The organism is Achromobacter sp. GD03932, from assembly GCF_029839485.1.
GTDB lineage: Bacteria > Pseudomonadota > Gammaproteobacteria > Burkholderiales > Burkholderiaceae_B > Achromobacter > Achromobacter bronchisepticus_A.
Window position 1 is genome coordinate 49,019 of record NZ_JAOCAT010000026.1, and the last position, 25,406, is coordinate 74,424.

The window sequence follows — 25,406 nt, forward strand, 5'->3', positions numbered from 1 at the left end:
AGACTACACCCATGAAAACGATTCGATTCGCGCTGTTGACGTGCGCCTTGCTGAGCCTGTCCGCGCAGGGCGCGGCGCAGGCCGAACCCTATCCGGGCGACAAACCCATCAAGATCGTCGCGGCCTTCTCGCCGGGAAGCGCCACCGACACCAGCGCCCGCATCATTGCGGAAGAACTGCGCCGTGATCTGAACGCCAACGTGATCGTCGAGAACAAGCCCGGCGCCCAAGGCCTGATAGGCACCGAATACGCGGTGCGTTCTCCCGGCGATGGCTACACGCTGACGATCTCCAGCAGTTCGTTGAACTCGATCAATCCGGGGCTGTTCAAGAAGCTGCCCTACGATGCGCAGAAGGACTTCAGCCACGTGTCGCGCTTGACCACCATGCCCATGCTGCTGCTGGTTCGCGCGGATGGCCCGTACAAGGACTTGGCCACGTTCGTGAAGAAAGCGGCCTCGGGCTCCTTGAACTACGGCTACGGTTCCCCGGGCGGGCAGGTCGGCGCGGCGGCGTTCAACCGCATTGCCGGCGTGCGGGCGGAAGGCGTGCCGTACAAGAGCCAGCCCCCGGCGCTGACGGATCTGGCGGGCGGGCAGGTCGATTACGTGATGGCGGACCTGTCGGTCGCGACGCCGTTGCTGCGAGGCGGCAAGCTGCGGGCGCTGGCCATCAGCACCGAGCGCCGGCTGCCGGACCTGCCGGATGTGCCGACCTTTGCCGAAACGGGATATCAGGATTTCGACCTGGTGGTGTGGGTGGGCCTGGCCGGTCCCGCCGGCATCCCCCAGCCGATCCTGGAGCGCTTGAACAAGGCGGTGAACGAGGCGCTGGCGCGTCCCGAGGTACAGCAGAAGTTCGCCACCCTGGGCATGACGGCCGCGCCGAACACGCAGGCGCAACAGCAGGCGTTCGTCGAGGCGCAGCTGGGCACCTGGGGCCGCCGCATGCAGGAAGCGAACATCAAGCCGGAATAGGCGGCATTGCGCCCTGGCTGCGCCGGGGCTGCCGCTATGCGTAGACGGCGCTGTCCTGGCCGTCCCAATGCCCGCTGACCAATTGCTCGGGCCGGCTCTGCGCGACGACCCGCGCGCAGGCGGCCCAGGCGTCCAGGCGGACGCTCAGGCCGGCGTAGATGCCGTGGCCCGCGCCGGCTTCGATCACGCCTTCGGCCTGTACGCCTTCGCCTGCCCGGATCGCGCCTTCGGCGCGGATGTCCTCGCCGGCGATCAGGCCCCAGCCGGAAGCAAGGTGCTCGCCGCACTGGATGGAGCCGCCGGCCTGGATGCCGCAGGCGGCGTCGATTTCCTTTTCGGCGCGCACGTCGCCGCCGGCCTTGATGCCCTGGCCGCATTTGATGGCGCCTTGCGTCTGGATGTCCTGTCCGGCATGCAGGTGGCCGGTCACGGCCAGGTCCTGGCCGGCGCAGATGTCCCATTTGGCGCGCACGTTGCCGCCGCAATCCAGGCGCGTGGCGGTTTCGATGCCCCAGTCGGCGCTGACGTCGCCGCCCGCGCGCAGATTGCCGCCGCAGGCGATGTTGGCGCTGGCGGTGATGTTCTCGCCCGCCTGGATGGTTTCGCCGGCGCGGATGCCGCCGCCGGTGACTATGCTGCGGCCGGCGCGCACCACGCTGTCCACGTTGATGCCCATGCGCACTTCCAGCGTGCCGGCGAAGACGATGGCATTGGCATCGACCGAATCCAGCCGCAGCACCGCGTCGGTGGGGCCGAACTGGTCCAGCAGCCAGCAGGCGTCGCTGACGCGGCCGTCAGCGACCAAGGCGTCAAGCACGGCCTGGTAGTCTCCCTGGCCGTTGTGGTCGCGGATGAACCATTTGTAGCCGCCCGCGCAGGGGTTCTTGGCTTTGACGAAGTTCTTGGTGAGTTGCATGGCGCTTGGAATAGGTCGGTGCGTGGCCTGGCCGCAAGCCTCCGTTGGCGTTGCGGATAGAGGGACGAGACGCGGAGCCCGGCCACGCGGCAGGGCGTCCGCCGGCCGGCAGCAAGGCTGCCGGATGCGCGGATGTGCGCAGGCAGCCGGCGGCGGGCCGGTGCAGGAATCAGAAAGGGGGAAAGCGGGCGATTAGCCGGGCTTGGAGCGGGCGTAGGCGGAGCGCGCGGCGACTTCCTGCGAGCTCAACAGGGTCGAGCGCAGGGCGCAAAGCGCGCAGGCGGCGCAGGGAGGGGGAGAAAGATGGGATCGCACGGTCGCACATGCTACCACCGGGACGATTGCAGTCAAGCGCGGCCCTTGGAACGATGGCGGTGGAAGAAGCAAAAAAAACCGGCCTGGGAAACAGGCCGGCCTCGGGGCGCCGGATTGGGTCGGCGCGTTGTGCGCTAACGATCAGTTGGTCGACTGGATGTTGCGTTCCTTGGCGATGCGCTGGCGCAGTTCCAGCTCGCGCTTGATCTGGGCGGCGTATTCGGCGGGCGTGTTGCCGTCCACCAGCGAGCCGCCGTCGGCCAGGCGCTGCACGATCTTCGGATCCTTGAGCGCCTTGACGGTGGCGTCATGGATGCGGTCGATCACGGCCTGCGGCGTGCCGGCGGGCGCGACCAGGCCGTACCAGGCCATGTTATCCATTTCCGGCAGGCCGCCTTCGGAGAAGGTCGGAACGTCCGGAAGCGCCGGCAGGCGCTTGGGCGCGGCCACGGCCAGGGCGCGCAGCTTGCCGGCCTGGATGTGGGGCATGGACGAGGGCAGGTTGTCGAACTGCGCGTTGACCTGGCCGGCGATCACGTCGTTGAGGGCCGGGCCCGAACCGCGGTAAGGCACATGCACCATATCCGTCTTGGTCAGCGACTTGAAGAGTTCGCCGTCCAGGTGGCCGATGCCGCCCGCGCCCGAGGATGCGTAGGCGTACTTGCCGGGATTGGCCTTGAGCAGGGCGATGAATTCGGCCAGGGTCTTGGCCGGCACCGCCGGGTTCACCGTCAGCACGTTGGGGACGTTCACCATATTGGTGATGGGGACGAAGTCCTTCAACGGGTTGTACGGGTTCTTGGGGTTGGTGGCCGGGTTGGTGGCCATGGTGCTGACGGTGGCCACGCCCAGGGTGTAGCCGTCAGGCGTGGAGCGCGCCACGGCGTCGGCGCCGATCGAGCCGCCGCCGCCGCCGCGGTTTTCGACCACCACGGCCTGGCCGAGCTCACGGGTCAGGCCTTCGGCGACGATGCGCGCCACGATGTCGGTAGTGCCGCCCGCGGCGAAAGGTACGATCAGGCGGATGGGCTTGTTGGGGTAGGGGTCGGCTGCTTGCGCGGCGGTGGTGAGGCAGAGGCCGGCGATGGCGGCGGCCAGGACGGCCTTGGCTTGGGACAGCATGGTCAAGAGTCTTCTCCAGATTATTTGAATTTCCGACCCGGCCGGCTTCTTGGGCCGGCGTCGGTGAAGCCTGCCGCGCCGGGATGCTGGCTTGGCGGAGCCTCGTGGGCGCCATTCCACACAGTAAATTTCCGCCGGTCAACCCGGATAGACCCTGGCTTGTCCAGGGTTATTTTTTTATGGCGCCGTTGCCCGAAGAAGACGGGAATAGACCAAAAAATCCAATGCTGACAAAGATATGAACAGCTTCGGGAATATTTCAATTGCGCAAGGATTGCGCATCGATCTTGCCGTCATCCGCATCGTAAACACATAAATCTCTGCATAACTTACAAGAATCTGATATTTTTCGTATGAGATTCTTGGCCGGTCTTGCAAGAAAGCTATTGCGTTTGTTTCTGTCTGCGCCGTTCAATGGCGTTGGTTGATGTCCCCCGCGGGGCAACGTGTAGTGCAGCGACGCACCGGGCCAGGGTTCCGTCCGTTTTTCAATCCCCGGTCTGTTCGTCTTTCGCTGCCTTGCGCTGGCGGGAGGGGGCCCGGACACTCTCGGAACGCCATGTCGCTGATCCTGATCCTCGCTCTGCCGTTCGCCGGCAGCCTGTGCGCCGCGCTTCTGCCATCCAACGCCCGCAATGCCGAGGCGTGGCTGGCGGGCCTCATCGCACTGGTCTGTGTGGTGCTGGTCATCAGCCTCTATCCGGACGTCGCCAACGGCGGCGTGGTCCGCTTCGACATGCCCTGGGCGCCCGCGCTGGGCCTGCAGTTCACCCTGCGCATGGACGGCTACGCCTGGCTGTTCGCGCTGATCGTCTCCGGCATGGGCGCGCTGGTGGTGCTGTATGCGCGCTATTACATGTCGCCGGAAGATCCGGTGCCGCGCTTTTTCTCCTTCTTCCAGGCCTTCATGGCCGCCATGTTGGGCGTGGTGCTGTCGGGCAACCTGATCCAGCTGGTCATGTTCTGGGAAATGACCAGCCTGGCGTCCTTCATGCTGATCGCCTACTGGCATCACCGCCTGGACGCGCGCCGCGGCGCGCGCATGGCGCTGACGGTCACGGGCGGGGGCGGGCTGTGCCTCCTGGCCGGGGTGCTCATCCTGGGCCATATCGTCGGCAGCTATGACCTGGACCGGGTGCTGGCCGCGGGCGACCTGGTGCGGGCCGACCCCTGGTATCCGGCCGTCCTGATCCTGGTGGCGCTGGGCGCGCTTACCAAGAGCGCCCAGTTTCCCTTCCATTTCTGGCTGCCCAATGCCATGGCGGCGCCCACGCCGGTATCCGCGTACCTGCACTCGGCCACCATGGTGAAGGCCGGGGTGTTCCTGCTGGCGCGTTTCTGGCCGGTGCTGTCGGGCACCGACGAATGGTTCTGGATCATCGGCGGGGCGGGGCTGATCACGCTGGTGCTGGGCGCCTATGCCGCCATCTTCCAGCAGGACATGAAAGGGGTGCTGGCGTACTCCACCATCAGCCATCTGGGCCTGATCACGCTGCTGCTGGGCCTGAACAGCACGCTGGCGCTGGTGGCCGCCATCTTCCACATGATCAACCACGCCACCTTCAAGGCCTCGCTGTTCATGGCGGCGGGCATTGTGGACCACGAGACCGGCACGCGCGACCTGAGCCGTTTGTCCGGCCTCTACAAGGCCATGCCGATCACCGCCACGCTGGCCATGGTGGCGGCCGCCTCGATGGCGGGGGTGCCGCTGCTCAATGGCTTCCTGTCCAAGGAAATGTTCTTCGCCGAGACCACCTTCGTCAGCGGCGACCGTATCACCGAGATCGGCCTGCCGCTGGTGGCCACCATCGCGGGTGCGTTCAGCGTGGCCTATTCGCTGCGCTTCATCCTGCAAGTGTTCTTCGGCCCGCCGGCCACCGACCTGCCGCGCGCCCCGCACGAGCCGCCGCGCTGGATGCTGTTCCCCAGCGCGCTGCTGGTGGCGATCTGCCTGCTGGTGGGCGTGGTGCCTGGCCTGACGGTCGGCCCGTTCCTGGCGACCGCGGCCCAGAGCATCCTGGGGCAGGACATGCCGGAGTACAGCCTGGCCGTCTGGCACGGCCTGAACCTGCCCCTGGTCATGAGCCTGGTCGCGACCACGGCCGGCGTCCTGCTCTATCTGGCCCTGCGCGCCCACCAGCGCGCCAATCCGGGCCGGGTGCCGTTCATCTACCGCCTGGACGGCCGCCGCAGCTTCGAGGCGCTGCTGGACGGCTCCAGCGTGGCCGCGGCCTGGCTGCTGCGCTGGCTGGCGTCGTCGCGCCTGCAGGTGCAGATGCTGCTGATCGTGCTGGGCACGCTGTTCGTGGCCTGGCTGCCGCTGCGCGCGGGCGGCTGGCTGGATGGCGCCGGCCGCATGACGCCGATCGATCCGGCCTTCGCGCTGTTGTGGCTGGTGGGCGCGGGCTGCGCGCTGGCCGCCGCCTTCCAGGCCAAGTACCACCGCCTGGCGTCGCTGGCGCTGGCCGGGGGCGCAGGGCTGATCACCTGCCTGACCTTCGTCTGGTTCTCGGCGCCCGACCTGGCGCTGACCCAGCTGTCGGTCGAAGTCGTGACCCTGGTGCTGTTGCTGCTGGGCCTGCGCTGGCTGCCGCGGCGCATCGCGCAGGATGAAGACGAAAGCCTGAAGGTCACGCTGCGGGCCCGCGGACGCCGCCTGCGCGACCTGCTGCTGGCGGGCGCCGCCGGCACCGGCATGGCCGCGCTGGCCTACGCGGTGCTGGTGCGGCCGCAGGGCGACACCATTTCTTCGTACTTCGTCGACCGCGCGCTGCCGGACGGCGGCGGCACCAATGTGGTCAACGTGATCCTGGTGGACTTCCGCGGTTTCGATACCTTCGGCGAGATCACGGTGCTGGGCATCGTGGCGCTGACCGTCTACGCGCTGCTGCGCCGCTTCCGTCCGGCCGCCGAAAGCGCGGACCTGCCGCGCCAGCAGCTCGACCAGGATGGCGGCGTGCCCGACGCGCCGGACATCAAGTCGCTGGTGCCCGCCGGTTCCATGATGGTGCCCACCGTGCTGGTGCGCCTCTTGCTGCCCACCGCCGCGCTGATTTCCGTGTACTTCCTGCTGCGCGGCCACAACGAGCCGGGCGGCGGCTTCGTCGGCGGATTGATCTTCGCCACCGCCGTCATCCTGCAATACATGGTCGGCGGCGTGTACTGGGTGGAGTCGCGCAGCCGGCTCAACCCGCAGCATTGGATCGGCCTGGGCCTATTGTTCGCCGGCGCCGCGGCGGTGACCGCGTGGCTGGCCTACAAGCCCTTCCTGGCGGCGCTGTCCTGGGATCTGGCGTTGCCGCTGATCGGCCACGTGCACCTGTCCAGCGTGCTGCTGTTCGACCTGGGCGTCTACATGCTGGTCGTGGGATCCACCGTGCTGGTGCTGGTGGCGCTGGCTCACCAATCGCTGCGCGCGCAACGCAAGGCCGCCGCCGAAATCCAGGCGGCCGCCGCACAAACAGGGGAAGCCTGATGGAATTGATATACGCCATCGCTATTGGTGTCTTGGCTGGTTCGGGCGTCTGGCTGCTGCTGCGGCCGCGGACCTTCCAGTTCATCATGGGCCTGTCGCTGGTTTCCTATGCGGTGAACCTGTTCATCTTCGGCATGGGCCGGCTGACCTCGGGCCGTCCGCCCGTGGTCGATCCGGCGGTGGCCCATGATCCTTCCTGGTATGCGGATCCGCTGCCGCAGGCGCTGGTGCTGACGGCCATCGTGATCGGCTTCGCCACCACCGCGCTGTTCCTGGTTGTGCTGCTGGCCTCGCGTGGCCTCACGGGTACCGACCACGTTGATGGACGGGAGTCCCAATCTTGAATTTTTGGCTGCAACACCTGCCCGTATTGCCCATCATCACGCCGCTCGCGGCGGGCGCGGCGATGCTTCTGCTGGCGGATACCCGCCGCTATACCCGCGGCGCCATTGCGCTGGTTTCGACCCTGGGCCAGCTGGCCGCCGCCATCGCGCTGCTGGTGGTGGCGGGCGGCGGCGTACCCGGCGTCTGGCCCGACGGGGTAGGGGTCTATCTGGTGGGCGACTGGCCCGCGCCTTTCGGCATCGTGCTGGTGGTCGACCGCCTGGCCGCGGTGATGCTGACCCTGACCGCGGTGCTGGGACTGGCTACCTTGGTCTATGCGCTGGCGCGCTGGGACCGCGCCGGTGTGCATTTCCATTCGTTGTTCCAGTTCCTACTGATGGGCCTGAACGGCGCGTTCCTCACGGGCGACCTGTTCAACCTCTTCGTATTCTTCGAGGTGCTGCTGGCCGCGTCCTATGGCCTGTTGCTGCACGGCTCGGGCGTGGCGCGCGTCAGCGCCGGCCTGCAGTACATCGCGGTCAACCTGGTGGCCTCGTTCCTGCTGCTGATCAGCATCGCGCTGATCTACGGCGTGACCGGCACGCTGAACATGGCGGACCTGGCGGTGCGCGCCGGCAACCTGGCGGGCGCGGACCGCATGCTGTTCGAGGCGGGCGCAGCCATCCTGGGCGTGGCCTTCCTGGTCAAGGCGGGCGCCTGGCCGCTGAACTTCTGGCTGGTCAAGGGCTACGGCTCGGCCGGCGCACCGGTCGCGGCCATGTTCTCCATCATGACCAAGGTCGGCATCTACGCGCTGCTGCGCATCGGCTCCTTGCTGCTGCCCACCGGCGCGCCGGCGGCCTTCAGCCTGGACTGGATGTTCGCGGCGGGGCTGGCCACGCTGCTGTTCGGCGCCCTGGGACTCCTGGCGACCCAGCAGTTGGAAAAAATGGTCGGTTACTGCGTGATCGTATCGGCTGGCACGCTGCTGACCGCGCTGGGCATGCCGGGCGTGACGCTGACGGGACCGGCGCTGTTCTACCTGCTCAGCTCCGTGCTGACCACGGGCGCGTTCTTCCTTTTGGCCGAACTCATCGAGCGCACCCGCAGCTTCGGCGCCAACGTGCTGGCGGTGACCCTGGACGCGTTCGACCTGGACGATCCGGCCTCGCTCAACCGTTCCGACGACGTGGTGGGCGTGGCCATTCCCGCGGCCATGGCCTTCCTGGGCCTGGCCTTCATTTCCTGCGCCTTGCTGGTGACCGGCCTGCCGCCGCTGTCGGGCTTCGTCGCCAAGCTGTCGCTGCTGTCAGCGGCGGTGTCGGCCGCCAACGAGTCGGCCGTGCCCATGGACGCATGGATATTGGTGGCCGCGGTGCTGCTGTCGGGGCTGGCCGGCCTCATCGGCCTGGGCCGCACCGGCATCCGGGTGTTCTGGGCCAGCGATGACCGCAGCACGCCGCGCCTGCGCTTGATCGAAGCCGGGCCCGTGGCGGTGCTGTTGCTGCTGTGCGTGGGCCTGGCGGCCGGCGCCGGCCCCGTGTCGGCCTATCTGGACGATGCGGCGCGGTCGCTGGACCAGCCCAAGTCCTACATCGACGCCGTCATGTCCGCGCAGACCGTGCGCGGCCTCAAGGGAGGAAGCTGATGCGCCGTCTCTACTTCCTGTTCCTGCCCGTCTACCTGTTCGTCCTGTGGCTGGTGCTCAACCAGAGCGCGTCCGCGGGCCAGATCGCGCTGGGCATCGCGCTGGCGCTCTGGTTCACCTGGGCCGCCTCCCGCCTGCGGCCGCTGAAGGCCAAGCCGCGCCGCCTGTGGAAGGCGGTCCCGCTGTTCCTGCATGTGACCGCGGACATCATCAAATCCAATATCGCCGTGGCGCGGCTGATCCTGAATCCGCGCCGCAATGACTTTTCGCCCGGGTTCATCATGATCCCGCTGACCATGCGCGACCCGCACGGCCTGGCGATGCTGGCCTGCATCGTCACGTACACGCCGGGCACCGTCTGGGTGGACCTGACCGACGACCATTGCCTGAAGCTGCACGTGCTGGACCTGCAGAACGAGGGCGACTGGATCAAGCTGGTCCAGGAACGCTACGAGCGCCCGCTGAAGGAGATTTTCGAATGAACAACATACTTTATTGGGCGGCGTCCTTCGCCTTGCTCTGCTTTGCGCTGGGCATGGTCTTCGCCGCCATCCGGCTGCTGCGCGGTCCCACCGCGCAGGACCGCGTGCTGGCCCTGGACACGCTGTACATCAACGGCATGCTGACCATGCTGGTGTTCGGCATCCGCTCCGGCACCTCCGTGTATTTCGACATTGCGCTGCTGATCGCCTTGTTCGGCTTCGTGGGCTCCACCGCCATGGCGCGCTTCCTGCTGCGCGGCGAGGTGATCGAGCCATGATCGACGCCCAGATCCCGCTGTGGGCCGCCATACCGGCCAGTGTCCTGCTGGTGTTCGGCGGCCTGCTTGCCCTGACCGGTTCGGCCGGCCTGCTGCGCTTCCGTACCTTTTATGCCCGCATCCATGCGCCTACCTTGGGCAACACCATGGGTTGCGGTTGCGTGCTGGCGGCGTCGATCCTGGTGTTTTCGGCGCTGTCGTCGCGGCCTGTGTTTCATGAAGTCATCATCACGCTGCTGCTGATCGTGTCTTCGCCCGTGACCGCCATGCTGCTCATGCGCGCCGCAACCTACCGCAATCGCCTCAGCAAGGCCGACGCCGAGCGCGACGCTAGCTAAGGCGACAGGCAGGGTATGTTGCGTCGCGGCAATTGAAACGTAGTCTTACGATTTCACGTCGCTGGACATGTAGCGGAAGCGTCATCGTGGGATAGTGGGTAACGGTTCAATCAACTTCAAGGAGCTGACCATGACTACACGACCCATGCATGTCAAACGCCTCGCGGCGACGCTTTGTGCCGCTGGCCTGATGTTGGCCGCGGGAGCGGTCCACGCGGCTGATGCGACCGGCCGCGGCTCAGCTCAGTCCCAGTATCAGCAGGATGTGGCGGCATGCAAGAGCGGCGCCACCGGCCAGGACCAGGCCGCCTGCATGCGCGAAGCCGGCGCGGCGCGCCAGGAAAGCGGCCGCAACAACCTCAAGGACGGCAGCAACGACCAGTTGCAGCAGAATATGCTGGACCGCTGCAACCGCCTGCCGGCCGCCTCGCGCCAGGACTGCGTGACGCAGATGACCTCGCCCACCAATGTGCGCGGCAGCGTGCAGGGCGGGGGCGTGCTGCGTGAAACCGTGATCCAGGTGCCGGCCGACACCGTGCCGCCCGCGGCCGGCGCGCCGGGCATGGCGCCGGCGCCCGGGGCGCCCATGACCTCGCCGGTACGCCAGTAAGCGACAGCCGGAACAAGGGCCGCCAGGGCGGCCCTGCTCGGACCTCCAGGGGCGCAGCCGCCGCCACATTCAGGCAAAATGGCGGCTGTCGCCCCTTTTTCACGCATATACATGTCCGACGTCATCGCCCTGATTTTCGACTTCGACGACACGCTGGCCTCGGACAGCACGTCCGGCTTCCTGGAAAGCATGGGCGTGGACACGGCATCCTTCTGGAAGGATGAGGTCGATCCGCTGCTCTCGCAGCAGGACTGGGACCCCGTGCCCGCCTACCTGTACCAGATGATCCAGCTGTCGCAATCGGGCAAGCACGGCCTCATTACGCAGCAGCGCCTGAAGGATTGGGGCGCCCGGCTGGAACTGCACGACGGCGTGCCCACGCTGTTCCAGCGGCTGCGCGCCGCGGTGCGGGCCGAACAGCCGCAAGTGCAGCTGGAGTTCTACCTGATTTCCAGCGGCATCGGTGACGTGGTCCGGTCCACCCCCATCGCGCACGAGTTCACCGAGATCTGGGCGTCCGAATTCATTTACGGCGCGGATGGCGGCATCGCGTTTCCGCGCCGCATCGTCAGCTTTACCGACAAGACCCGCTATCTGTTCCACATCCAGAAAGGCATCATCGGCCGCGATTTCCGCAACAAGCCCTTCGAGGTCAACCGCAAGGTGCCCGAGGACCGCTTGCGGGTGCCGTTCGACCAGATGGTGTTCGTCGGCGACGGCTACACCGACATCCCGTGCTTTTCGCTGATCCGCCGCGCCGGCGGCTTCGCCTTCGGCGTGTGGGACCCCAAGCATCGCGACAAGCGCAGCCGGGCCTGGGGCTTCATCGAAGAGGGCCGGGTGTCCAACCTGAACCAGGCCCGCTACGACGAGCACGCCGAACTCTACCAATGGCTGGAAGAGGCCGTGACCAGCCTGGCCGGCCGCATCGCACTGAAGTCCCGGGTGTACCGTGGTTGAGGCTATCCCGATGGCGGCGGTCCAACCCTGGACCGCGCAGGACGCCAGCTTCATGGAACTGGCGCTGCAAGAGGCCCAGGCCGCCTATGACATCGGCGAGGTGCCGGTGGGCGCGCTGGTGGTGTCGGCACAGGGCGACATCCTGGGACGCGGCTACAACCGCACCATCATCGACCACGATCCCACCGCCCACGCCGAGATCGTCGCCTTGCGCGGCGCCGCGCGCGCGCTGGAAAACTACCGTCTGCCGGGCATCACCGTGTACGTCACGCTGGAGCCTTGCGTCATGTGCATCGGCGCCATGCTGCATGCGCGGCTCGCGCGCGTCGTGTTCGGCGCCTACGACCCCAAGACCGGCGCCTGCGGCAGCGTGCTGGACGTGGGCTCGGTCCCCAAACTCAATCATCACACCTCAGTCACCGGCGGCGTGCTGGCGGAACCTTGCGGCGATCTGCTGCGCCGGTTCTTCCGCGAACGCCGCAGCAAGGAATCCGCAGCATGAGCAAATCCCAAGGCGCCAAGGCGCGCGGCGCGAAAGCGGCCGCCGCGCACGACCATGACCATAACCACGATCATGGTCATGCAGGCCACGAATGTGATGAAGACTGCGGCCATGACCACAGCCACGCCCACGCGCTGCCCGACGCCCGCGGCATCTACCTGATCTCGCCGTCTTCCGCGGTGCGCGATCCGGCCGCCGTCGAGCTGGCGCGCGAAAGGCTGCAGCAGCAGGGCTTCAAGACCGCCGTGGACCGTACCGCCTACGCGCAGCACCAGCGCTTTGCCGGCACCGACGCGCAGCGCCTGGCCAGCCTGACGCGCGCCGCCAAGCAGAAGTTGCCCATCGTCATGGTGACGCGCGGCGGCTACGGCATGGGCCGGCTGCTGCCTGCCATCGACTGGAAGGCCATGGCCGACAGCGGCAAGCGTTTCGTCGGCATGAGCGACTTCACCGCCTTCAACCTGGGCCTGCTGGCGCAGACCGGCGCGGTCAGCTATACCGGCGCATCGGCGGTCTACGACTTCGGCGGCAAGAAGGTCGACGACCTGACCGAAGCCCTGTTCGGCGAGATCATGCGCGGCGAACTGGAAATCCTCAGCTTCGAAACCCAGGACGCCGATGCGGTGGATTGCCGCGGCATCCTGTGGGGCGGCAACCTGGCCATGCTGACGTCCTTGCTGGGCACGCCCTACATGCCCAAGGTGCGCGGCGGCATCCTGTTCCTGGAAGACGTGGCCGAGCATCCTTACCGCGTCGAACGCATGCTGATCCAGCTGGCGCAGGCCGGCATCCTGGGCAAGCAAAAAGCCATCGTGCTGGGCCGCTTCACGGACTACAAGCTGGCGCCGCACGACAACGGCTACGACCTGCACGAAGTGGTGGCCTGGCTGCGCAAGACGGTCAAGGTGCCGGTGGTGACGGGGCTGCCGTATGGCCATGTCGCCACCAAGGCGACGCTGCCCATCGGGCAGAAGGTGGGCCTGGCCACCGAAAAGGGCATGGCGCACCTGGTGCTGGACGAACACACGCACTAAAAAAGAAAAGGGGCGCCGAGCGCCCCTTTCTCATTGCTACTTGAACAGCCTGTCGACCAGCGATTGCGCTTTCTGCTCGCTGCGTCGCTTGGCCTCGGCCTGCTCGGCGGGCGACTGGGCCGCCTTGCTGCATTCCCCGGCATAGCTTGCGAAGCGCGACGCGCATTCCTGCGCCAGCTTACGCGCCTGGTCCCAGCCCTGGGTCTGGCCATAGAAGCGGATGGCTTCAGGCCATGCCAGCGCCGAACCGCGGAAGTACTCGAAGCCCTGGCCCATGATCCTGGCGGCCGGCCCGGATTGGCCCGCGCCCAGCAGATTGTTGGCGCGCAACACATACACCTGCCAGGCGCGGTCCTGTTCCGACGCCAGATTGCGGTCCAGCAGGGCGGACCCGCGCGCGCCGGATTCCGCCTGCGCCATGCTCAAGGTCAGCAAGGGCAGGGCGTGCGTGGCGCTGGGGCCGGATGCTGCCTGGGCCGCGAGCTTGCGGGCGCGCGGGTAGTCCTGGGCCTGCAAGGCCTGCTGCGCCTCGGCCGCGGTCTGGTAGTTCTTCAGCAGCGCGGCCGTGCGGCGTTGCGCGCGGGCCTTGTTCCAAGGCGCCGCTGCCGCCGGGGGCCGAGGCTTGCCCGCCATCAAGGGCATGACCTGTTCGGTCAACGCAGCCAGGCGCGCGCCGGTATCGGGATGGCTGACGGTCAGCTTCTTCCAGATGTCGTCCAGGCCGGTGCGCAAACCTTCGCTGGCCCCGGCCACCCCGGAATTCAGCGAGGCCTGCATCTCGGTCAGGGGGGCGATGTTGTTGCCCTTGGCCGCCTCTTGCTTGCGGGTGTTGTCGGCCGCCGCCTGTTTGATCTGCTCGAGCATGCGCTGGCGCGCTTCGGCCTGGACCTTGGCGTTCTCGGCTTCCCAGGTGGCCTGGCGTTCCAGGAACGCCTTGAAGCCTTGGGTATACGAGTAGCCCAGTTCCAGGCTGACGGTGGCGCCGAAGCGGTCGGCGTTTTCCTCCTGCTGCCGGCCCCAGGCCGGCACCAGCATGTTCTTGCCCAGCGTATACGAAGCGATCACGCTGTCCACGGGGCTCCAGCCAGTGGCGCTGCCGGCCTTGCGAGCCAGCGCCACGCCCACGGCCGCCAGCGTCGCGACCTGGTCGCCCGCGGCATTGACCGATTCCATCTGGTGGTAGTCGAGGTAGATGTGGCCGAATTCATGGGACAGGATGGCGACGATCTCGTCCTCGGATTCCGCCGAGGCCAGCCAGCCCATGGACAGGTAGATGTTGCCCGCGCCGGTGCTGTAGGCTTCCAGCGCCGATGACGAGGTCACGTGGACCGCGCCCGGCCAGCCGGGCACGCCCGCGGCGTTCTTGATCCGGCCAAGCAGGCCGTTCAGGTAGGTTTCCATCTCCGGCATGGCGACCAGGCCCATGCCCTGGGCGCGCTGGTTGCGCGCGTCCAGGCTGGCGTCGGGCCATTGCCGGTCGGCGGGGGGCGGGGGCAGTTGGCCGGCCGTGACCGAAAAACCCTTGCCTCCGGGAAGCGTGGAGCAGGCGCTCAGCAGCAGCGCGCCAGAGACGGCGGCCATGCGCAGGATGTGGGAGGATCGCATGGGCGGCTCAGCGGCAGACGTTCTCGCCCGCACCCGCGGTCGAGCCGGTGGGCGGCGGCACGCCCTTGATCACCGGCCCGCATTGCGCGGCGGAACCGCGCGCGATGCGCACGTGCATGCTGTCCACCCAGTAGTCCTTGCCATCGATCTTGACGTGGTAGAACTCATTGGCTTCTTCGAGCACGGGCCAGGGCATGCCCTGGCCGTCGGACTTGGCCGCGGGCGCGCCGCCGTCCGACTTGGCGTACAGCGGCACGGGCTTGAGGTTCAGGCCGACGATGGCGTCGGCCGCCGCCGCGCTTGCGCCAGTCAGCGCCAGGGCGGCCGCGGCCAGCGCGGTGATCAGGGAGGAGGGCTTGGGCATGCGTTTCTACTCCTGTTGCGGGCGGGTAGCCGATGGCTCCCGCGCGGGTGTCGGGGACGCCGGCGCGGAAGCGGCATCCGGTTTGCCAAAAAGAAAGGCGGTGGCGCGATTGGTCCAGCCGAGCCAGTGCGCGGCCAGGGCCATGATCGCCAGGTCGACGATGGGCAGGGTGCCCACGTTCAGCCAGCGCTGCGCAAGCAGCACGATGTACAGCACGATGAGCGAGGACAGGACGATGGCGGCAGCCTTGCGCAGCAGCAGCAACGTCGCGACGCAGAGCTTGGATGCCAGCCAGCGCGCCAGCCACAGGCGCGCGGCGCGGTCGCGCAGCAGGGCGGACAGGCGCCCGGCCTTGGCCTTCCAGCCGCCGCCCGCGTGCGCGGCGGGCGGCAGCGGCAGGGCGGGCGCGTCGGCAAACAGCCGCCATTCGGCGGGCGGGGCCAGCAGCCGGCCGCCCAGCCGCGTATTGCCGCGCAGCCATTGCGCCAGCCAATGCAGGAAATGGGCCAGCATGACGACGGGGATGCCCAGCAACCACAGGACATTGGGCGGCCAGATCTCCCATTCGAGGGCGCGCTTGTAGTCGTCCTGATAGGTCAGCAGATTGTCGAGGGCCATGGCGTGCATGAATACGCCGGGAATGGCGTCATGCACCGGCGACAGCACGGTGTCGTTGAAGCCGCTGAGCGCGGCGCCGATCATGACGTAGCGGCCCGTGAGCATGTCGGCCAGGCGGGCGCCGTCGGCATCCGGCGCACGCAATTCGGACAGGGTCAGCGCGCGCGTGTACGGGCAGATGGGCTGGGCGGCGTTCGGGTCGCCCAGCAGGCTGCGCACATAGGACGGCAGCATTTCCACATAACCGCCGCGAGCCTGCCGGCATTCCATGCTGAAGCGGCGCTGGTCCAGGTTGTCGACGCCCCAGGTCAAGGCCATGGCGTCGCGGGTGGGCGTGATGGATACGCCGGCCGCGTCCTGGGCGATGGCCAACGCCGCGCTGCGCGCATGTTCGCCCGACCAGAGCGGGTAGCTCCATACCAGCCGGTCCACCTTGCTGGGGGTGTAGCGCACGTCGACCATGGTGAAGCACGGCTTCTCGCCCGCGGGCGCCTCCAGGCCCGAACGCAGGCGCAGGTCGCCCTGCGCATCGGGCAGCGCGGCCAGAAACACCGGGATGTTGGCGTCGCGCAGTTCGCACAGGGCGGCGGCCAGCTCGGGCAGGGTCGGGTCGTCGCGCTCGCGCCCGAAGGTGATGTCCAGGAAGATGGCCTTGGGCTTGTGGATCAGGCCGATGTTGCGCAGCCAGCGCGCATGGGTCCGGTAAGGCACGGGCCAGGCGCCTTTCTGCTGGTCCAGGGAATCGTCGTCGATCAGGACGACCGTGGTGTCGTTGCGGCGCGCAATGTCGTAATGGCCCCCGACCAGCCGGGCCTGGAGCCGGGCCGCCGCATAGGTGAGCAGGTCGGAACTGGGGGTGAGCCGGGGCGTCGCCCACAGCATCACGATCGCCACGATGGCCGCCACGATCAGCGACCGGCCATAGGAAAGTTCGACTTTCTCGGAGGAGTGGTTGGCGTCTGCCACGTAGCGGGGGAGCTGGGTTGCAACCGCCTGACGGGCCTGGCGGCCGTAGGCGCTGAGTCACACGCAATAGTACCCCAATTAATACAAATATTTACGTTATGACATTAAATGGCATGCTGCATTTCCAGATGCTTCAGGCGGCGCTCTGCCTCGCCTGGATGCGATTCACGGATGCTTGGTACACTATCGGGTTTCTCCGCATGCGTCCCCGGACGCCAAAAGACTCAAACATACCGTGATCTCCACCGCCAATCTCACCATCCAGTTCGGTCCCAAACCCCTTTTCGAGAACGTCAGCGTCAAGTTCGGGGAAGGCAACCGCTACGGGTTGATCGGGGCCAATGGTTCCGGCAAGTCGACCTTCATGAAGATCATCGGCGGCGACCTGGAACCCTCGGCGGGCAACGTGTCGCTGGAGCCGGGCGTGCGCCTGGGCAAGCTGCGCCAGGATCAGTTCGCGTTTGAAGACCTGCGCGTGCTGGACGTGGTCATGATGGGCCACACCGAGATGTGGGCCGCCATGTCCGAGCGCGACGCCATCTACGCCAATCCGGAAGCGACCGAAGACGACTACATGCGCGCGGCCGACCTGGAGGCCAAGTTCGCCGAGTACGACGGCTACACCGCCGAAGCCCGCGCCGGCGAACTGCTGCTGGGCCTGGAAATCGCCGTCGACCAGCACAACCTGCCCATGCGCGAAGTGGCGCCGGGCTGGAAGCTGCGCGTGCTGCTGGCGCAGGCCCTGTTCTCGAACCCGGACGTGCTGCTGCTGGACGAACCGACCAACAACCTGGACATCAATACCATCCGTTGGCTGGAGAACGTGCTCAACAGCTACCAGAGCACGATGATCATCATCAGCCACGACCGCCACTTCCTGAACCAGGTGTGCACGCACATGGCCGACGTGGATTACGGCGAGATCCGCATTTATCCGGGCAACTACGACGACTACATGCTGGCCTCGACCCAGGCCCGCGAGCGCCTGGTGGCCAACAACGCCAAGGCCAAGGAACGCGTCGCCGAATTGCAGGACTTCGTGCGCCGCTTCGCCGCCAACAAGTCCAAGTCGCGCCAGGCCACCTCGCGCCTGAAGCAGATCGACCGCATCAAGGCCGACCAGGTCGTGGTCAAGCCCTCGTCGCGCCAGAATCCGTACATCCGCTTCGAGCAGAACAAGGTCATGCACCGCCTGGCGGTCACCGTCGAAAACCTGTCCAAGGCCTACGACGCGCCCGTCATCCGCAAGTTCTCGGCCATGGTCGACGCGGGCGAAAAGATCGCCATCATCGGCGCCAACGGCGTGGGTAAGACGACCCTGCTGCGCCTGCTGGCAACCGATCTGCAGCCGGATTCGGGCGAAGTGAAGTGGTCCGAAAACGCCGACCTGGGCTACATGGCGCAGGACGTCTCCGACCAGTTCCTGCAGACCGACATCAACCTGCTGGACTGGATGGGCGACCATCGCCAGCCGGGCGACGACGACCAGTCGATCCGCTCCGTGCTGGGCCGCCTGCTGTTCTCGGCGGATGACCTGCCCAAGGCGCCCAAGGTGCTGTCCGGCGGCGAAAAGAACCGCATGACCTTCGGCCGCCTGATGCTGGGCCGGCACAACGTCATGCTGCTCGACGAACCCACCAACCACCTGGACATGGAATCGATCGAGTCGCTGCAGTTCGCGCTGGAAAAGTACGAAGGCACGCTGGTGTTCGTGTCGCACGACCGCGAGTTCGTGTCCGGCCTGGCCACGCGCGTGATCGAGATCCTGCCCTCGGGCGAGATCGTCGACTACCGCGGCGGCTACGACGACTACCTGAGCTCGCGCGGCATCGACGGCTGAGGCTGGCGCAGACCGCGGCCGGAAGACCCTGGCCGCGGTTCCGCATCCGCCTTACATGCCTATGGTCATGCCGCCATTGGCATAGAGGTGCTGTCCCGTCATGTACGAGGCGGCATCCGACAGCAGGAAGCACACCGGCCACGCCACCTCCCCAGGCTGGCCAAAGCGGCCCAGCGGGATCTGCGACAGATAGGTGTCGCGGAACTTGTCCCCCCGTATGGTCTCCGTCATGGGCGTTTCCACCACGCCGAAGCCGATGGTGTTGACGCGTATCCCATACTTGCCCCATTCGCGCGCCGCGCTCATCGTCAGGCCCAGCACGCCCGACTTGGCCGCGGCGTAGTTGATCTGGCCTATGGTGCCGCGGCGGCCCGCGTCCGAGGTGATGTTGACGATGGAGCCGCCCGGCTTGCCCGTTTCGCGCGCCGCCGCCAGCATGTGGCGGCCGACGGCCTGCAGGAACTGGAAGGATCCGGTCAGGTGCACGTCGATCACCTTTTGCCAGGCTTCCTGGGTCATTTTTTCTATCATTGCAGTGCGGGTGACGCCCGCGTTGTTTACCAGGCCGTCGACCGCGCCGTAATGCTGCGCCGCGCGCTCGACCGCCAAGGCCGCGAATGCCGGGTCCGACACGTCGCCGGCCAGGGTCAGCAGCTGGCCTTGCGGCGCCTCGCGCTCAAACGCGGCGAGCGCGTCGGCGTTCATGTCGACGGCGGTCACGCGCGCGCCCAATTGCATGGCCAGTTCGCTGATGGCGCGCCCTATGCCCTGGGCGGCGCCCGTTACGATGATGCTGCGCTGGTCCAGCAGAAAAGCAGTGTGGTTCATGGTTTTCCTTGTGGAGTTCAAAGCGTTTCGGCCGTGCCCAGGATCAGCGTGGCCTGGCTGGAGAGTTCGCCGCCGTTGCCGTGCGCCAGCGCCAGGCTGGCTCCCGGCACCTGGCGCGCGCCGCCCAGGCCGGCCAGCTGCACGTAGGCTTCGACCATGGTGAACAGGCCGTACATGCCGGGATGCACGCAGGACAGGCCGCCGCCGTTGGTATTGACGGGTAGCTCGCCGCCCGGCGCGATGCGGCCGCCTTCGACGAAGGCCGCGCCTTCGCCCTTGGCGCAGAAGCCCAGGTCCTCGAGGAACAGGATGGGGTTGATGGTGAAGGCGTCGTACAGCTCCAGTACATCGATGTCCTGCGGACGCACGCCGGCCTGGGCGAAGGCGCGCGCGCCGCTGCGCGTGGCGGCCGTTACCGTCAGGTCGGGCATGTTGGTGATCTCGCGGTGGTCGGTGGCCGCGGCCGCGCCCAGCAGGTAGGCGGGCCGGGCGCAGTGGTCGCGGGCCCGGTCGGCGCGGGTCATCACCACGGCGGCGGCGCCGTCGGTGACCAGGCAGCAGTCGCGCACGCTCAAGGGTTCGGCCACCATGCGGGCCGACAGGTACTGCGCCATGTCCAGGGGTTCGCGCATGTAGGCTTCGGGATTGAGCATGGCCCATTGGCGGGCGGCGATGGCCACCGCGCCCAGCTGTTCGCGCTTCAGGCCGTATTGGTGGGCGTAGCGCGAAGCCGCCAGCGCATACGCACCCACCGGACGCGCCAGCCGGTAGGGCGCTTCGTTGGGGGCAGGGCGCATGGAGCTCACCAGCTTGCCCGCGCCGCTGCGCTGATTGCTGCCGTAGGCGATCAGCGCCACGTCGCATTGCCCCGCTTCCAGGGCCAGCGCGGCCCACATGGCGTGCGTCAGGAAAGACGATCCGCCGGTGCGGTTGTTCTCGGTCAGGCGAGGCGAGATGCCCAGGTACTCGGCAAAGCCCAGGCCGGACATGAAGTCATCGGGCAGGCCAATGAAGAGGCCATCGACCTGGTCCGGGCGCAGCCCCGCCTGGTCCAGGGCCGCAAGACTGGCCTGGACCGCAAGGTCCATCGAACTCATGCCCGGGGTCTGGCCGATGCCATAGGTGGCGGCGGCGACGATGGCGGACTTGCCGCGCGGGAAACGGTCTTGGGTCATGCTTGCTCCGCCACGGGTTCGAACACCAGCACGCCGCATCCGGCCTCCTGGACGACGCGGGCGCGCACCCGGGCGCCGACGCGCACCTCCTGCGCGGGAATGCCGTCCACCCGTGACATCAGCCGCGGCCCTTCGTCCAGGTCTACCAGCACCACGCCGTAGGGCGCCTCGGGCGGCCGGGGATGGATGACGGTGGCGGCGTAGATGCGCCCCAGGCCGCTCGGGGCGGCCCATTCCAGATCGCGCGAGCCGCTGCGCGGCGCGGCCACGCGCGGATAGAAGAAAAATTCGCCGCTGGCGCGGTCGCGCTGCAGCATGAAACGGCCTTCATTCAGGTAGGCCTCGTAGCGGGCCTGCGGGCCCGGTTCGGCGGTTTGGGTCGGCGTGGGCATGTCGTTCAGTCCCATTTGTAGGCGGGGGGCAGTTTTTCCACGAAACGCCGGGCGGCTTCGCGGTGGAAGGCGCTGTCACGGCAGATGGCCTGGGCCATGGCTTCCTGCGTGTAGATGTCTTCGCGGCTGGACTCGAAGGTCCGGTTCATGATGGTCTTGGCCAGGCCCAGCGCCTGCGTCGGAGCGTTGTGAAAGCGTTCGGCCATGGCCAGCGCCTGTTCCAGCGGATCGCCGTCGCAAAGCGCTTGTACCAGTCCCAGTTCCAGCGCTTCCTCGGCGTCGCAGACCCGGGCCGTGAACACCAGCTCCTTGGCGCGCGCCAGGCCGACGGCGCGCGGCAACAGATACATGCCCAGCATGTCGGGCACATAACCGAGGCGGGCGAACACCGCGCAGAAAGTGGCGCCGCGCCGCGCGATGGCGTAGTCTGCGCACAGCGCCAGCGACAGGCCGGCGCCGAAAGCCACGCCCTCCACCGCGCTGATGACGGGTTTTTCCAGGTCCACCAACGCGTCGTACCACTGGTGGATCTTGCGGATGCGAGCGCGCCCCTCGAAGGCGTCCAGGCCCTGGGCGTGCGCCTGCGCGATGGACTTGATGTCGCCGCCGGCGCAGAAATGCCCGCCCGATCCCGTCAGGACGACGGCCTTGATGCCGTCATCCTCGCGCAGTTCCGGGAGGGCGCGCGCGAACGCCTCGCGCATTTCCAGGCTGAGCGCGTTGCGCTGGTCGGGGCGGTCCATGGCCAGCACGGCGGTGGCGCCGTGGCGGGTGATCTTCAGTGTCATGCCTGCTCCTTGCCTGTGTGATAGGCGATCTGCGTGAGCCAGCGCGCGACCAGCGCGGGCCTTTGCTCGCCGTCGATATCGATGCGCACGTCCCACGCCAGCCGGGCCTGGCCGTCCGGCAGTTCGTCGACGGAAGTCAGCGCAAACGCGCCGCGCACGCGAGCGCCGGCCTTGACCGCCTGGGTGAAGCGCACGCGGTCAAAACCGTAGTTCACCGCCAGCCTGCGGTTCGGAAAGCGCATCGCCGACGCATACAGGCTGGGCAGCAGCGAGAGCGTCAGCAAGCCGTGGGCGATGGCCGCGCCGTAGGGCGATTCGGCCTGCGCGCGCTGCGGGTCCATATGGATCCACTGCGTGTCGCCGGTGGCCAGGCCGAAGCGGTTGATGGTGTCCTGGTCGACCGTCTGCCAGGGAGTCAGCGCGGGAGGCTGTCCGGAGAAGGCGCGCAGCGCCTCGATGGAGTCCAAGGTGATCATGGCGGCCTCTTTACTGGGCCTTCAGGCCCAGGTCGCGGGCGACCGGCAGCCAGCGGTCGCGCTCGGCCTGGACGAAGGCGGCGAACACCTGGGCGTTGCCCGGCATGGCCACCGCTCCAATACTGGTGAGCTTGCGCTGCAGTTCCGGCTGCGCGAGCGCCTGGTTGACGCCGCGGTTCATCTGGTCGACCACGGCGGCCTGCGTGCCGGCGGGCGCAACCAGGCCGAACCAGGCGCTGGCATCGATGCCGGGATAGCCCAGTTCGCTGGCGGTGGGCACGTCGGGCAGGCCGGCGAAGCGCTTGTCGTCAAGCACGGCGAAGGGGCGGATCTTGCCAGCCTGCGCCTGCGTCATGCTGGAGGGCAGGGCGTCGAACATCATGTCGGTGCTGCTGCCCATCAGGCCGACGATGGCGGGCGCGCTGCCCTGGTACGGTACGTGCGTGACCTGGAAGCCCAACTTGCTGACGGCGTATTCGCCGGCAAGATAGGTGATATTGCCGGTGCCGGCGGAGCCCATGGTCAGCTTTCCGGGGGATTGCTTGCCCAGGGCTATCAAGGCCTTGACGTCGCGCGCCGGCAGGTCATGGCGGACCACCAGCAAGAGCGGCGATTTGGCCATGCCCGAGACCGGGACGAAGTCCTTGGCCGGGTCGTAGGTCATCTTCGCGTAGAGCGCCTGGTTCACCACCAGCGGGGCGTTGGAGCCGACGAAGAAGGTCTTGCCGTCGGGCTTGGCGCGGGCGACGTAATCGGCGGCGATCATGCCGGCCGCGCCGGGCTTGTTCTCCACGATGATGGTCGCGCCGCCGCCCTTGCTCATTTCCTGCGCCACCAGGCGCGCGATCTGGTCGGCGGCGCCGCCCGGAGGGTAAGGCACGATGAAGCGGACGGGCGCATCCTGGGCCGATGCGGGGGCGGCCACAAGGGCAGCCAGGGTCAAGGCGCCGCAGACTGCGGCGGTGGTGATGCGCATGGTGGTGTCTCCTGGGTTGTTGTCGTGGCCGCCTGCCCGGCGGCTGGGTCAGATGATTCCGCGGCCTTTCAGCTCCGCGATGCGGGTCTGGTCCAGGCCTAGCCGTTCGCTTAGCACGTCGTCGGTGTGCTGGCCCAGGGTGGGGGCGGCGCGGCCGTAGCGGATGGGCGTGTCGCGCATGCGGATGGGATTGGCCACGGCCGGGGTGTCCACGCCGGCGGCATGGGGCAGCGACAGCTGCATGCCGCGATGGCGCACGTGCGGATCCTGGAATACCTGTTCGATGTTGTAGATGGGCCCGCAGGGCACGTTCGCCGCCTGCAGGATCTGCACCCATTCCTGCATGGTGCGCGCCAGCATCGCCTCGGCGATCGGGGGTATCAGCGTGTCGCGGTTCCGGTTGCGCCCGCCGGCCGTGGCGTAGCGTTCGTCGGCGGCCAGGTCGGCGCGGCCGATGGCGCCACAGAGGGCGCGGTACTGGCCGTCGTTGCCGACCGCGACGATGACCGAGCCTTCCTTGCAGGCGAACACCTGGTACGGAACCATGTTGGAATGGGCATTGCCCATGCGCTGGGGCACCCGCCCGGACAGGAAATAATTGATGGCCTGGTAGGACGAGATCGTGATCACGCAGTCCAGCAGCGACATGTCGATGTACTGCCCGACGCCGCTGACGTGGCGGTGCTCGACCGCGGCAAGAATCGCCGTGCTGGCGTAGACGCCGGTCAGCAGATCCGTGATGGCGATGCCGGATTTCATCGGCTCGCCGGCGGGGTCGCCGGTGATGCTCATCAGCCCACCCATGCCCTGGAACACGAAGTCGTAACCCGGCAGCGGCGCGTAGGGTCCGTCCTGGCCGAAGCCGGTGATCGAGCAATAGATCAGGCGCGGATTGATGGCGCGCAGGCTGTCGTAGTCCAGTCCATAGCGCGCCAGCGTGCCGACCTTGTAGTTCTCGACCAGCACGTCGGAGTCCTTCGCCAGTTCCGCGATGAGCGCCTGGCCTTCGGGCGTGGCGATGTCCACGGTAATGGACCGCTTGCCGCGATTGGCGCTCAGGAAGTAGGACGAGTCCCGGGTCTCCGCGCCGTCGGCGCCGGTCAGGAATGGAGGCCCCCAGCCGCGCGTGTCGTCGCCGTGCGCGGGGCGCTCCACCTTGATGACGTCCGCGCCCATGTCGGCCAGCGTCTGCGTCGCCCATGGGCCGGCCAGCACGCGCGTCAGGTCCAGGATCTTCAGATGGGATAGCGCGCCGCGCGGTTGCGCGGCGGCGGTGTTGTCTCGCTCCATGTCGCTCCGATCGGGGTGGGCCCCGTTATGTCTGGGATCCACCTTAATGACCGGAGGGGCGTGGGTCCAATATCGTTTTGCGCGTTATCGATTCGAATTGAGTATCGACGGCGGAATCAGGGCGGCCGTTCAGCGCTTGTAGCCAGTCGCGGCAGAATGCCGTGGATGGGTTCTTTATTACGAAAAGAAGTTAAGACATTCAATATTGATAGTTTGGATTCATATAACGAATTGTTAGATTGGAGGCTCGTTTTTGGCCCGCCACGATACGTTCCATGAATCTGACCTTCGACCATGTCCACAAGCACTTCGGCGAACTGCCGGTGGTGGACGGCTTTACCAGCGAAATCAAGACCGGTGAACTGGTCGCCCTGGTAGGCCCGTCGGGCTGCGGCAAGTCGACCTTGCTGCATCTGGCGGCCGGCCTGGAAAAGCCCACCGAAGGCAGCGTCCTGGCCGACGGCAAGGCGGTCGCCGGCCCCCATCCCAGCCGTACCCTGGTGTTCCAGGAGCACGCGCTGTACCCCTGGCTGACGCTGGAGGACAACGTGGCGCTGGCGCTGGAATTCCAGAACACGTCCAAATCCCGCGCCCGCGAAGCCGCGCGCCAGTGGTTGGCGCGCGTCAGCCTGGCCGGCTTCGAACACTATTACCCCCATCAGGTGTCCGGCGGCATGCGCCAACGCGCCGCCCTGGCGCGGGCCTTCATCGCGCAGCCGCAGACCATGCTGATGGACGAGCCCTTCGGCGCGCTGGACGCGCTGACCCGCCTGAGCCTGCAGGATGTGCTGCGCCAGCTCATCGCCCAGGAAAAGCCCACCGTGCTGCTGGTGACCCACGACGTGGACGAGGCCTTGTTCCTGGCCGACCGCATCATCGTCTTCAGCCCGCGCCCGGCCCGCGTGCTGCGCGAGTTCAATCTCGCGCACCGCGAAAAGACCCATGACCTGTCCGGCCTGGCGGCCGAGAAGCGCGAGATCCTGCGCCTGCTCGGCATCGCGGTGGACGGTTCCGGCGAACACGCCGACCTGGCCCTGGCGGCCTGACCCCCCGGATCTCTGGATTCTTGCTGGCGGCGCGTGCGCGCCGGCCGGCTCTGCATACCTT

25 protein-coding genes are annotated in these 25,406 nt (G+C 67.4%); 13 read left to right on the top strand and 12 right to left on the bottom strand.

Going from position 1 to position 25,406, the window contains the following annotated elements; all coding sequences use genetic code 11:
* The first annotated feature begins 11 nt into the window (after nucleotides 1–11).
* A complete protein-coding gene (locus tag N5C88_RS22535) occupies nucleotides 12–977 on the top strand; it encodes a tripartite tricarboxylate transporter substrate binding protein (protein WP_059380063.1) in 966 nt (321 codons plus the stop codon).
* Between the two features lie 34 nt (nucleotides 978–1,011).
* Here N5C88_RS22535 and N5C88_RS22540 read toward each other — a convergent pair whose 3' ends face one another.
* Together N5C88_RS22540 and N5C88_RS22545 are read right to left on the bottom strand one after the other, a co-directional pair.
* Entirely contained in the window at nucleotides 1,012–1,893 is an 882-nt protein-coding gene (locus N5C88_RS22540; RefSeq protein WP_059380064.1) for a hypothetical protein, read from the bottom strand.
* Nucleotides 1,894–2,349: 456 nt separating this feature from the next.
* Nucleotides 2,350–3,330: a tripartite tricarboxylate transporter substrate binding protein BugE gene (locus N5C88_RS22545; protein WP_059380100.1), complete on the bottom strand. Its 981-nt coding sequence runs from the start codon at nucleotides 3,328–3,330 to the stop codon at nucleotides 2,350–2,352.
* Between the two features lie 559 nt (nucleotides 3,331–3,889).
* Here N5C88_RS22545 and N5C88_RS22550 point away from each other — a divergent pair.
* The 10 genes from N5C88_RS22550 to N5C88_RS22595 all read left to right on the top strand — a co-directional run bounded on the left by N5C88_RS22550 (nucleotide 3,890) and on the right by N5C88_RS22595 (nucleotide 12,981).
* Complete coding sequence (locus N5C88_RS22550) at nucleotides 3,890–6,805, top strand: monovalent cation/H+ antiporter subunit A (RefSeq protein WP_251879934.1); 2,916 nt, start codon at nucleotides 3,890–3,892, stop codon at nucleotides 6,803–6,805.
* Entirely contained in the window at nucleotides 6,805–7,149 is a 345-nt protein-coding gene (locus tag N5C88_RS22555; RefSeq protein WP_013394081.1) for a Na+/H+ antiporter subunit C, read from the top strand. The genes N5C88_RS22550 and N5C88_RS22555 overlap by 1 nt, the downstream gene beginning before the upstream one ends.
* Nucleotides 7,146–8,777 carry a monovalent cation/H+ antiporter subunit D gene (locus tag N5C88_RS22560; protein WP_059380066.1) on the top strand — a complete coding sequence of 544 codons (1,632 nt, stop codon included), beginning with the start codon at nucleotides 7,146–7,148 and terminating at the stop codon, nucleotides 8,775–8,777. The genes N5C88_RS22555 and N5C88_RS22560 overlap by 4 nt, the downstream gene beginning before the upstream one ends.
* A complete protein-coding gene (locus N5C88_RS22565) occupies nucleotides 8,777–9,259 on the top strand; it encodes a Na+/H+ antiporter subunit E (protein WP_059380067.1) in 483 nt (160 codons plus the stop codon). Before N5C88_RS22560 ends, N5C88_RS22565 begins: the two co-directional genes overlap by 1 nt.
* Nucleotides 9,256–9,537, top strand: coding sequence for a K+/H+ antiporter subunit F (locus N5C88_RS22570; RefSeq protein WP_013394078.1), 282 nt, complete (start codon nucleotides 9,256–9,258; stop codon nucleotides 9,535–9,537). Before N5C88_RS22565 ends, N5C88_RS22570 begins: the two co-directional genes overlap by 4 nt.
* Entirely contained in the window at nucleotides 9,534–9,875 is a 342-nt protein-coding gene (gene mnhG, locus N5C88_RS22575) for a monovalent cation/H(+) antiporter subunit G (protein ID WP_059380068.1), read from the top strand. Before N5C88_RS22570 ends, mnhG begins: the two co-directional genes overlap by 4 nt.
* Nucleotides 9,876–10,005: 130 nt before the next feature.
* Nucleotides 10,006–10,485: a hypothetical protein gene (locus N5C88_RS22580; RefSeq protein ID WP_118932060.1), complete on the top strand. Its 480-nt coding sequence runs from the start codon at nucleotides 10,006–10,008 to the stop codon at nucleotides 10,483–10,485.
* A gap of 111 nt (nucleotides 10,486–10,596) precedes the next feature.
* Nucleotides 10,597–11,445, top strand: coding sequence for an HAD family hydrolase (locus N5C88_RS22585; RefSeq protein WP_059380070.1), 849 nt, complete (start codon nucleotides 10,597–10,599; stop codon nucleotides 11,443–11,445).
* 10 nt (nucleotides 11,446–11,455) lie between these two features.
* Nucleotides 11,456–11,947: a tRNA adenosine(34) deaminase TadA gene (tadA, locus tag N5C88_RS22590; RefSeq protein ID WP_059380071.1), complete on the top strand. Its 492-nt coding sequence runs from the start codon at nucleotides 11,456–11,458 to the stop codon at nucleotides 11,945–11,947.
* Nucleotides 11,944–12,981: an LD-carboxypeptidase gene (locus N5C88_RS22595; RefSeq protein WP_059380072.1), complete on the top strand. Its 1,038-nt coding sequence runs from the start codon at nucleotides 11,944–11,946 to the stop codon at nucleotides 12,979–12,981. Before tadA ends, N5C88_RS22595 begins: the two co-directional genes overlap by 4 nt.
* Before the next feature lie 36 nt (nucleotides 12,982–13,017).
* Here the strand turns inward: N5C88_RS22595 and N5C88_RS22600 are convergent, their stop codons facing one another.
* From N5C88_RS22600 to N5C88_RS22610, 3 genes are read right to left on the bottom strand one after another with little or no spacing between them, the layout of a single operon-like run.
* The gene (locus N5C88_RS22600; protein WP_059380073.1) at nucleotides 13,018–14,586 is read right to left on the bottom strand and encodes a M48 family metalloprotease; all 1,569 of its coding nucleotides are present in this window, start codon (nucleotides 14,584–14,586) and stop codon (nucleotides 13,018–13,020) included.
* Between the two features lie 7 nt (nucleotides 14,587–14,593).
* Nucleotides 14,594–14,950: a hypothetical protein gene (locus tag N5C88_RS22605; protein ID WP_059380074.1), complete on the bottom strand. Its 357-nt coding sequence runs from the start codon at nucleotides 14,948–14,950 to the stop codon at nucleotides 14,594–14,596.
* Between the two features lie 6 nt (nucleotides 14,951–14,956).
* Complete coding sequence (locus N5C88_RS22610) at nucleotides 14,957–16,534, bottom strand: CHASE2 domain-containing protein (RefSeq protein ID WP_280016291.1); 1,578 nt, start codon at nucleotides 16,532–16,534, stop codon at nucleotides 14,957–14,959.
* A gap of 235 nt (nucleotides 16,535–16,769) precedes the next feature.
* Between N5C88_RS22610 and N5C88_RS22615 the strand changes: the two genes are divergently transcribed.
* Nucleotides 16,770–18,374, top strand: a complete 1,605-nt coding sequence (locus tag N5C88_RS22615) for an ABC-F family ATPase (RefSeq protein WP_059380076.1) — start codon at nucleotides 16,770–16,772, stop codon at nucleotides 18,372–18,374.
* 51 nt (nucleotides 18,375–18,425) lie between these two features.
* On the opposite strand, the gene N5C88_RS22620 is transcribed toward N5C88_RS22615, so the two are convergent.
* From N5C88_RS22620 to N5C88_RS22650, 7 genes are read right to left on the bottom strand one after another with little or no spacing between them, the layout of a single operon-like run.
* Nucleotides 18,426–19,202, bottom strand: a complete 777-nt coding sequence (locus tag N5C88_RS22620; RefSeq protein WP_059380077.1) for an SDR family oxidoreductase — start codon at nucleotides 19,200–19,202, stop codon at nucleotides 18,426–18,428.
* Between the two features lie 17 nt (nucleotides 19,203–19,219).
* Nucleotides 19,220–20,377, bottom strand: coding sequence for a thiolase (locus N5C88_RS22625; protein WP_059380078.1), 1,158 nt, complete (start codon nucleotides 20,375–20,377; stop codon nucleotides 19,220–19,222).
* A complete protein-coding gene (locus tag N5C88_RS22630; protein WP_280016292.1) occupies nucleotides 20,374–20,769 on the bottom strand; it encodes an OB-fold domain-containing protein in 396 nt (131 codons plus the stop codon). The genes N5C88_RS22625 and N5C88_RS22630 overlap by 4 nt, the downstream gene beginning before the upstream one ends.
* 5 nt (nucleotides 20,770–20,774) lie before the next feature.
* Entirely contained in the window at nucleotides 20,775–21,557 is a 783-nt protein-coding gene (locus tag N5C88_RS22635; RefSeq protein WP_280016293.1) for an enoyl-CoA hydratase/isomerase family protein, read from the bottom strand.
* On the bottom strand, nucleotides 21,554–22,033 hold the full coding sequence (locus tag N5C88_RS22640; RefSeq protein ID WP_059380080.1) for a MaoC family dehydratase: 480 nt from the start codon (nucleotides 22,031–22,033) through the stop codon (nucleotides 21,554–21,556). The genes N5C88_RS22635 and N5C88_RS22640 overlap by 4 nt, the downstream gene beginning before the upstream one ends.
* 10 nt (nucleotides 22,034–22,043) lie before the next feature.
* Nucleotides 22,044–23,009, bottom strand: coding sequence for a tripartite tricarboxylate transporter substrate binding protein (locus tag N5C88_RS22645; protein ID WP_251879948.1), 966 nt, complete (start codon nucleotides 23,007–23,009; stop codon nucleotides 22,044–22,046).
* Nucleotides 23,010–23,057: 48 nt separating this feature from the next.
* The gene (locus N5C88_RS22650; protein WP_280016294.1) at nucleotides 23,058–24,299 is read right to left on the bottom strand and encodes a CaiB/BaiF CoA-transferase family protein; all 1,242 of its coding nucleotides are present in this window, start codon (nucleotides 24,297–24,299) and stop codon (nucleotides 23,058–23,060) included.
* Between the two features lie 275 nt (nucleotides 24,300–24,574).
* Between N5C88_RS22650 and N5C88_RS22655 the strand changes: the two genes are divergently transcribed.
* The gene (locus tag N5C88_RS22655) at nucleotides 24,575–25,345 is read left to right on the top strand and encodes an ABC transporter ATP-binding protein (RefSeq protein WP_280016295.1); all 771 of its coding nucleotides are present in this window, start codon (nucleotides 24,575–24,577) and stop codon (nucleotides 25,343–25,345) included.
* Nucleotides 25,346–25,406: the final 61 nt, after the last annotated feature.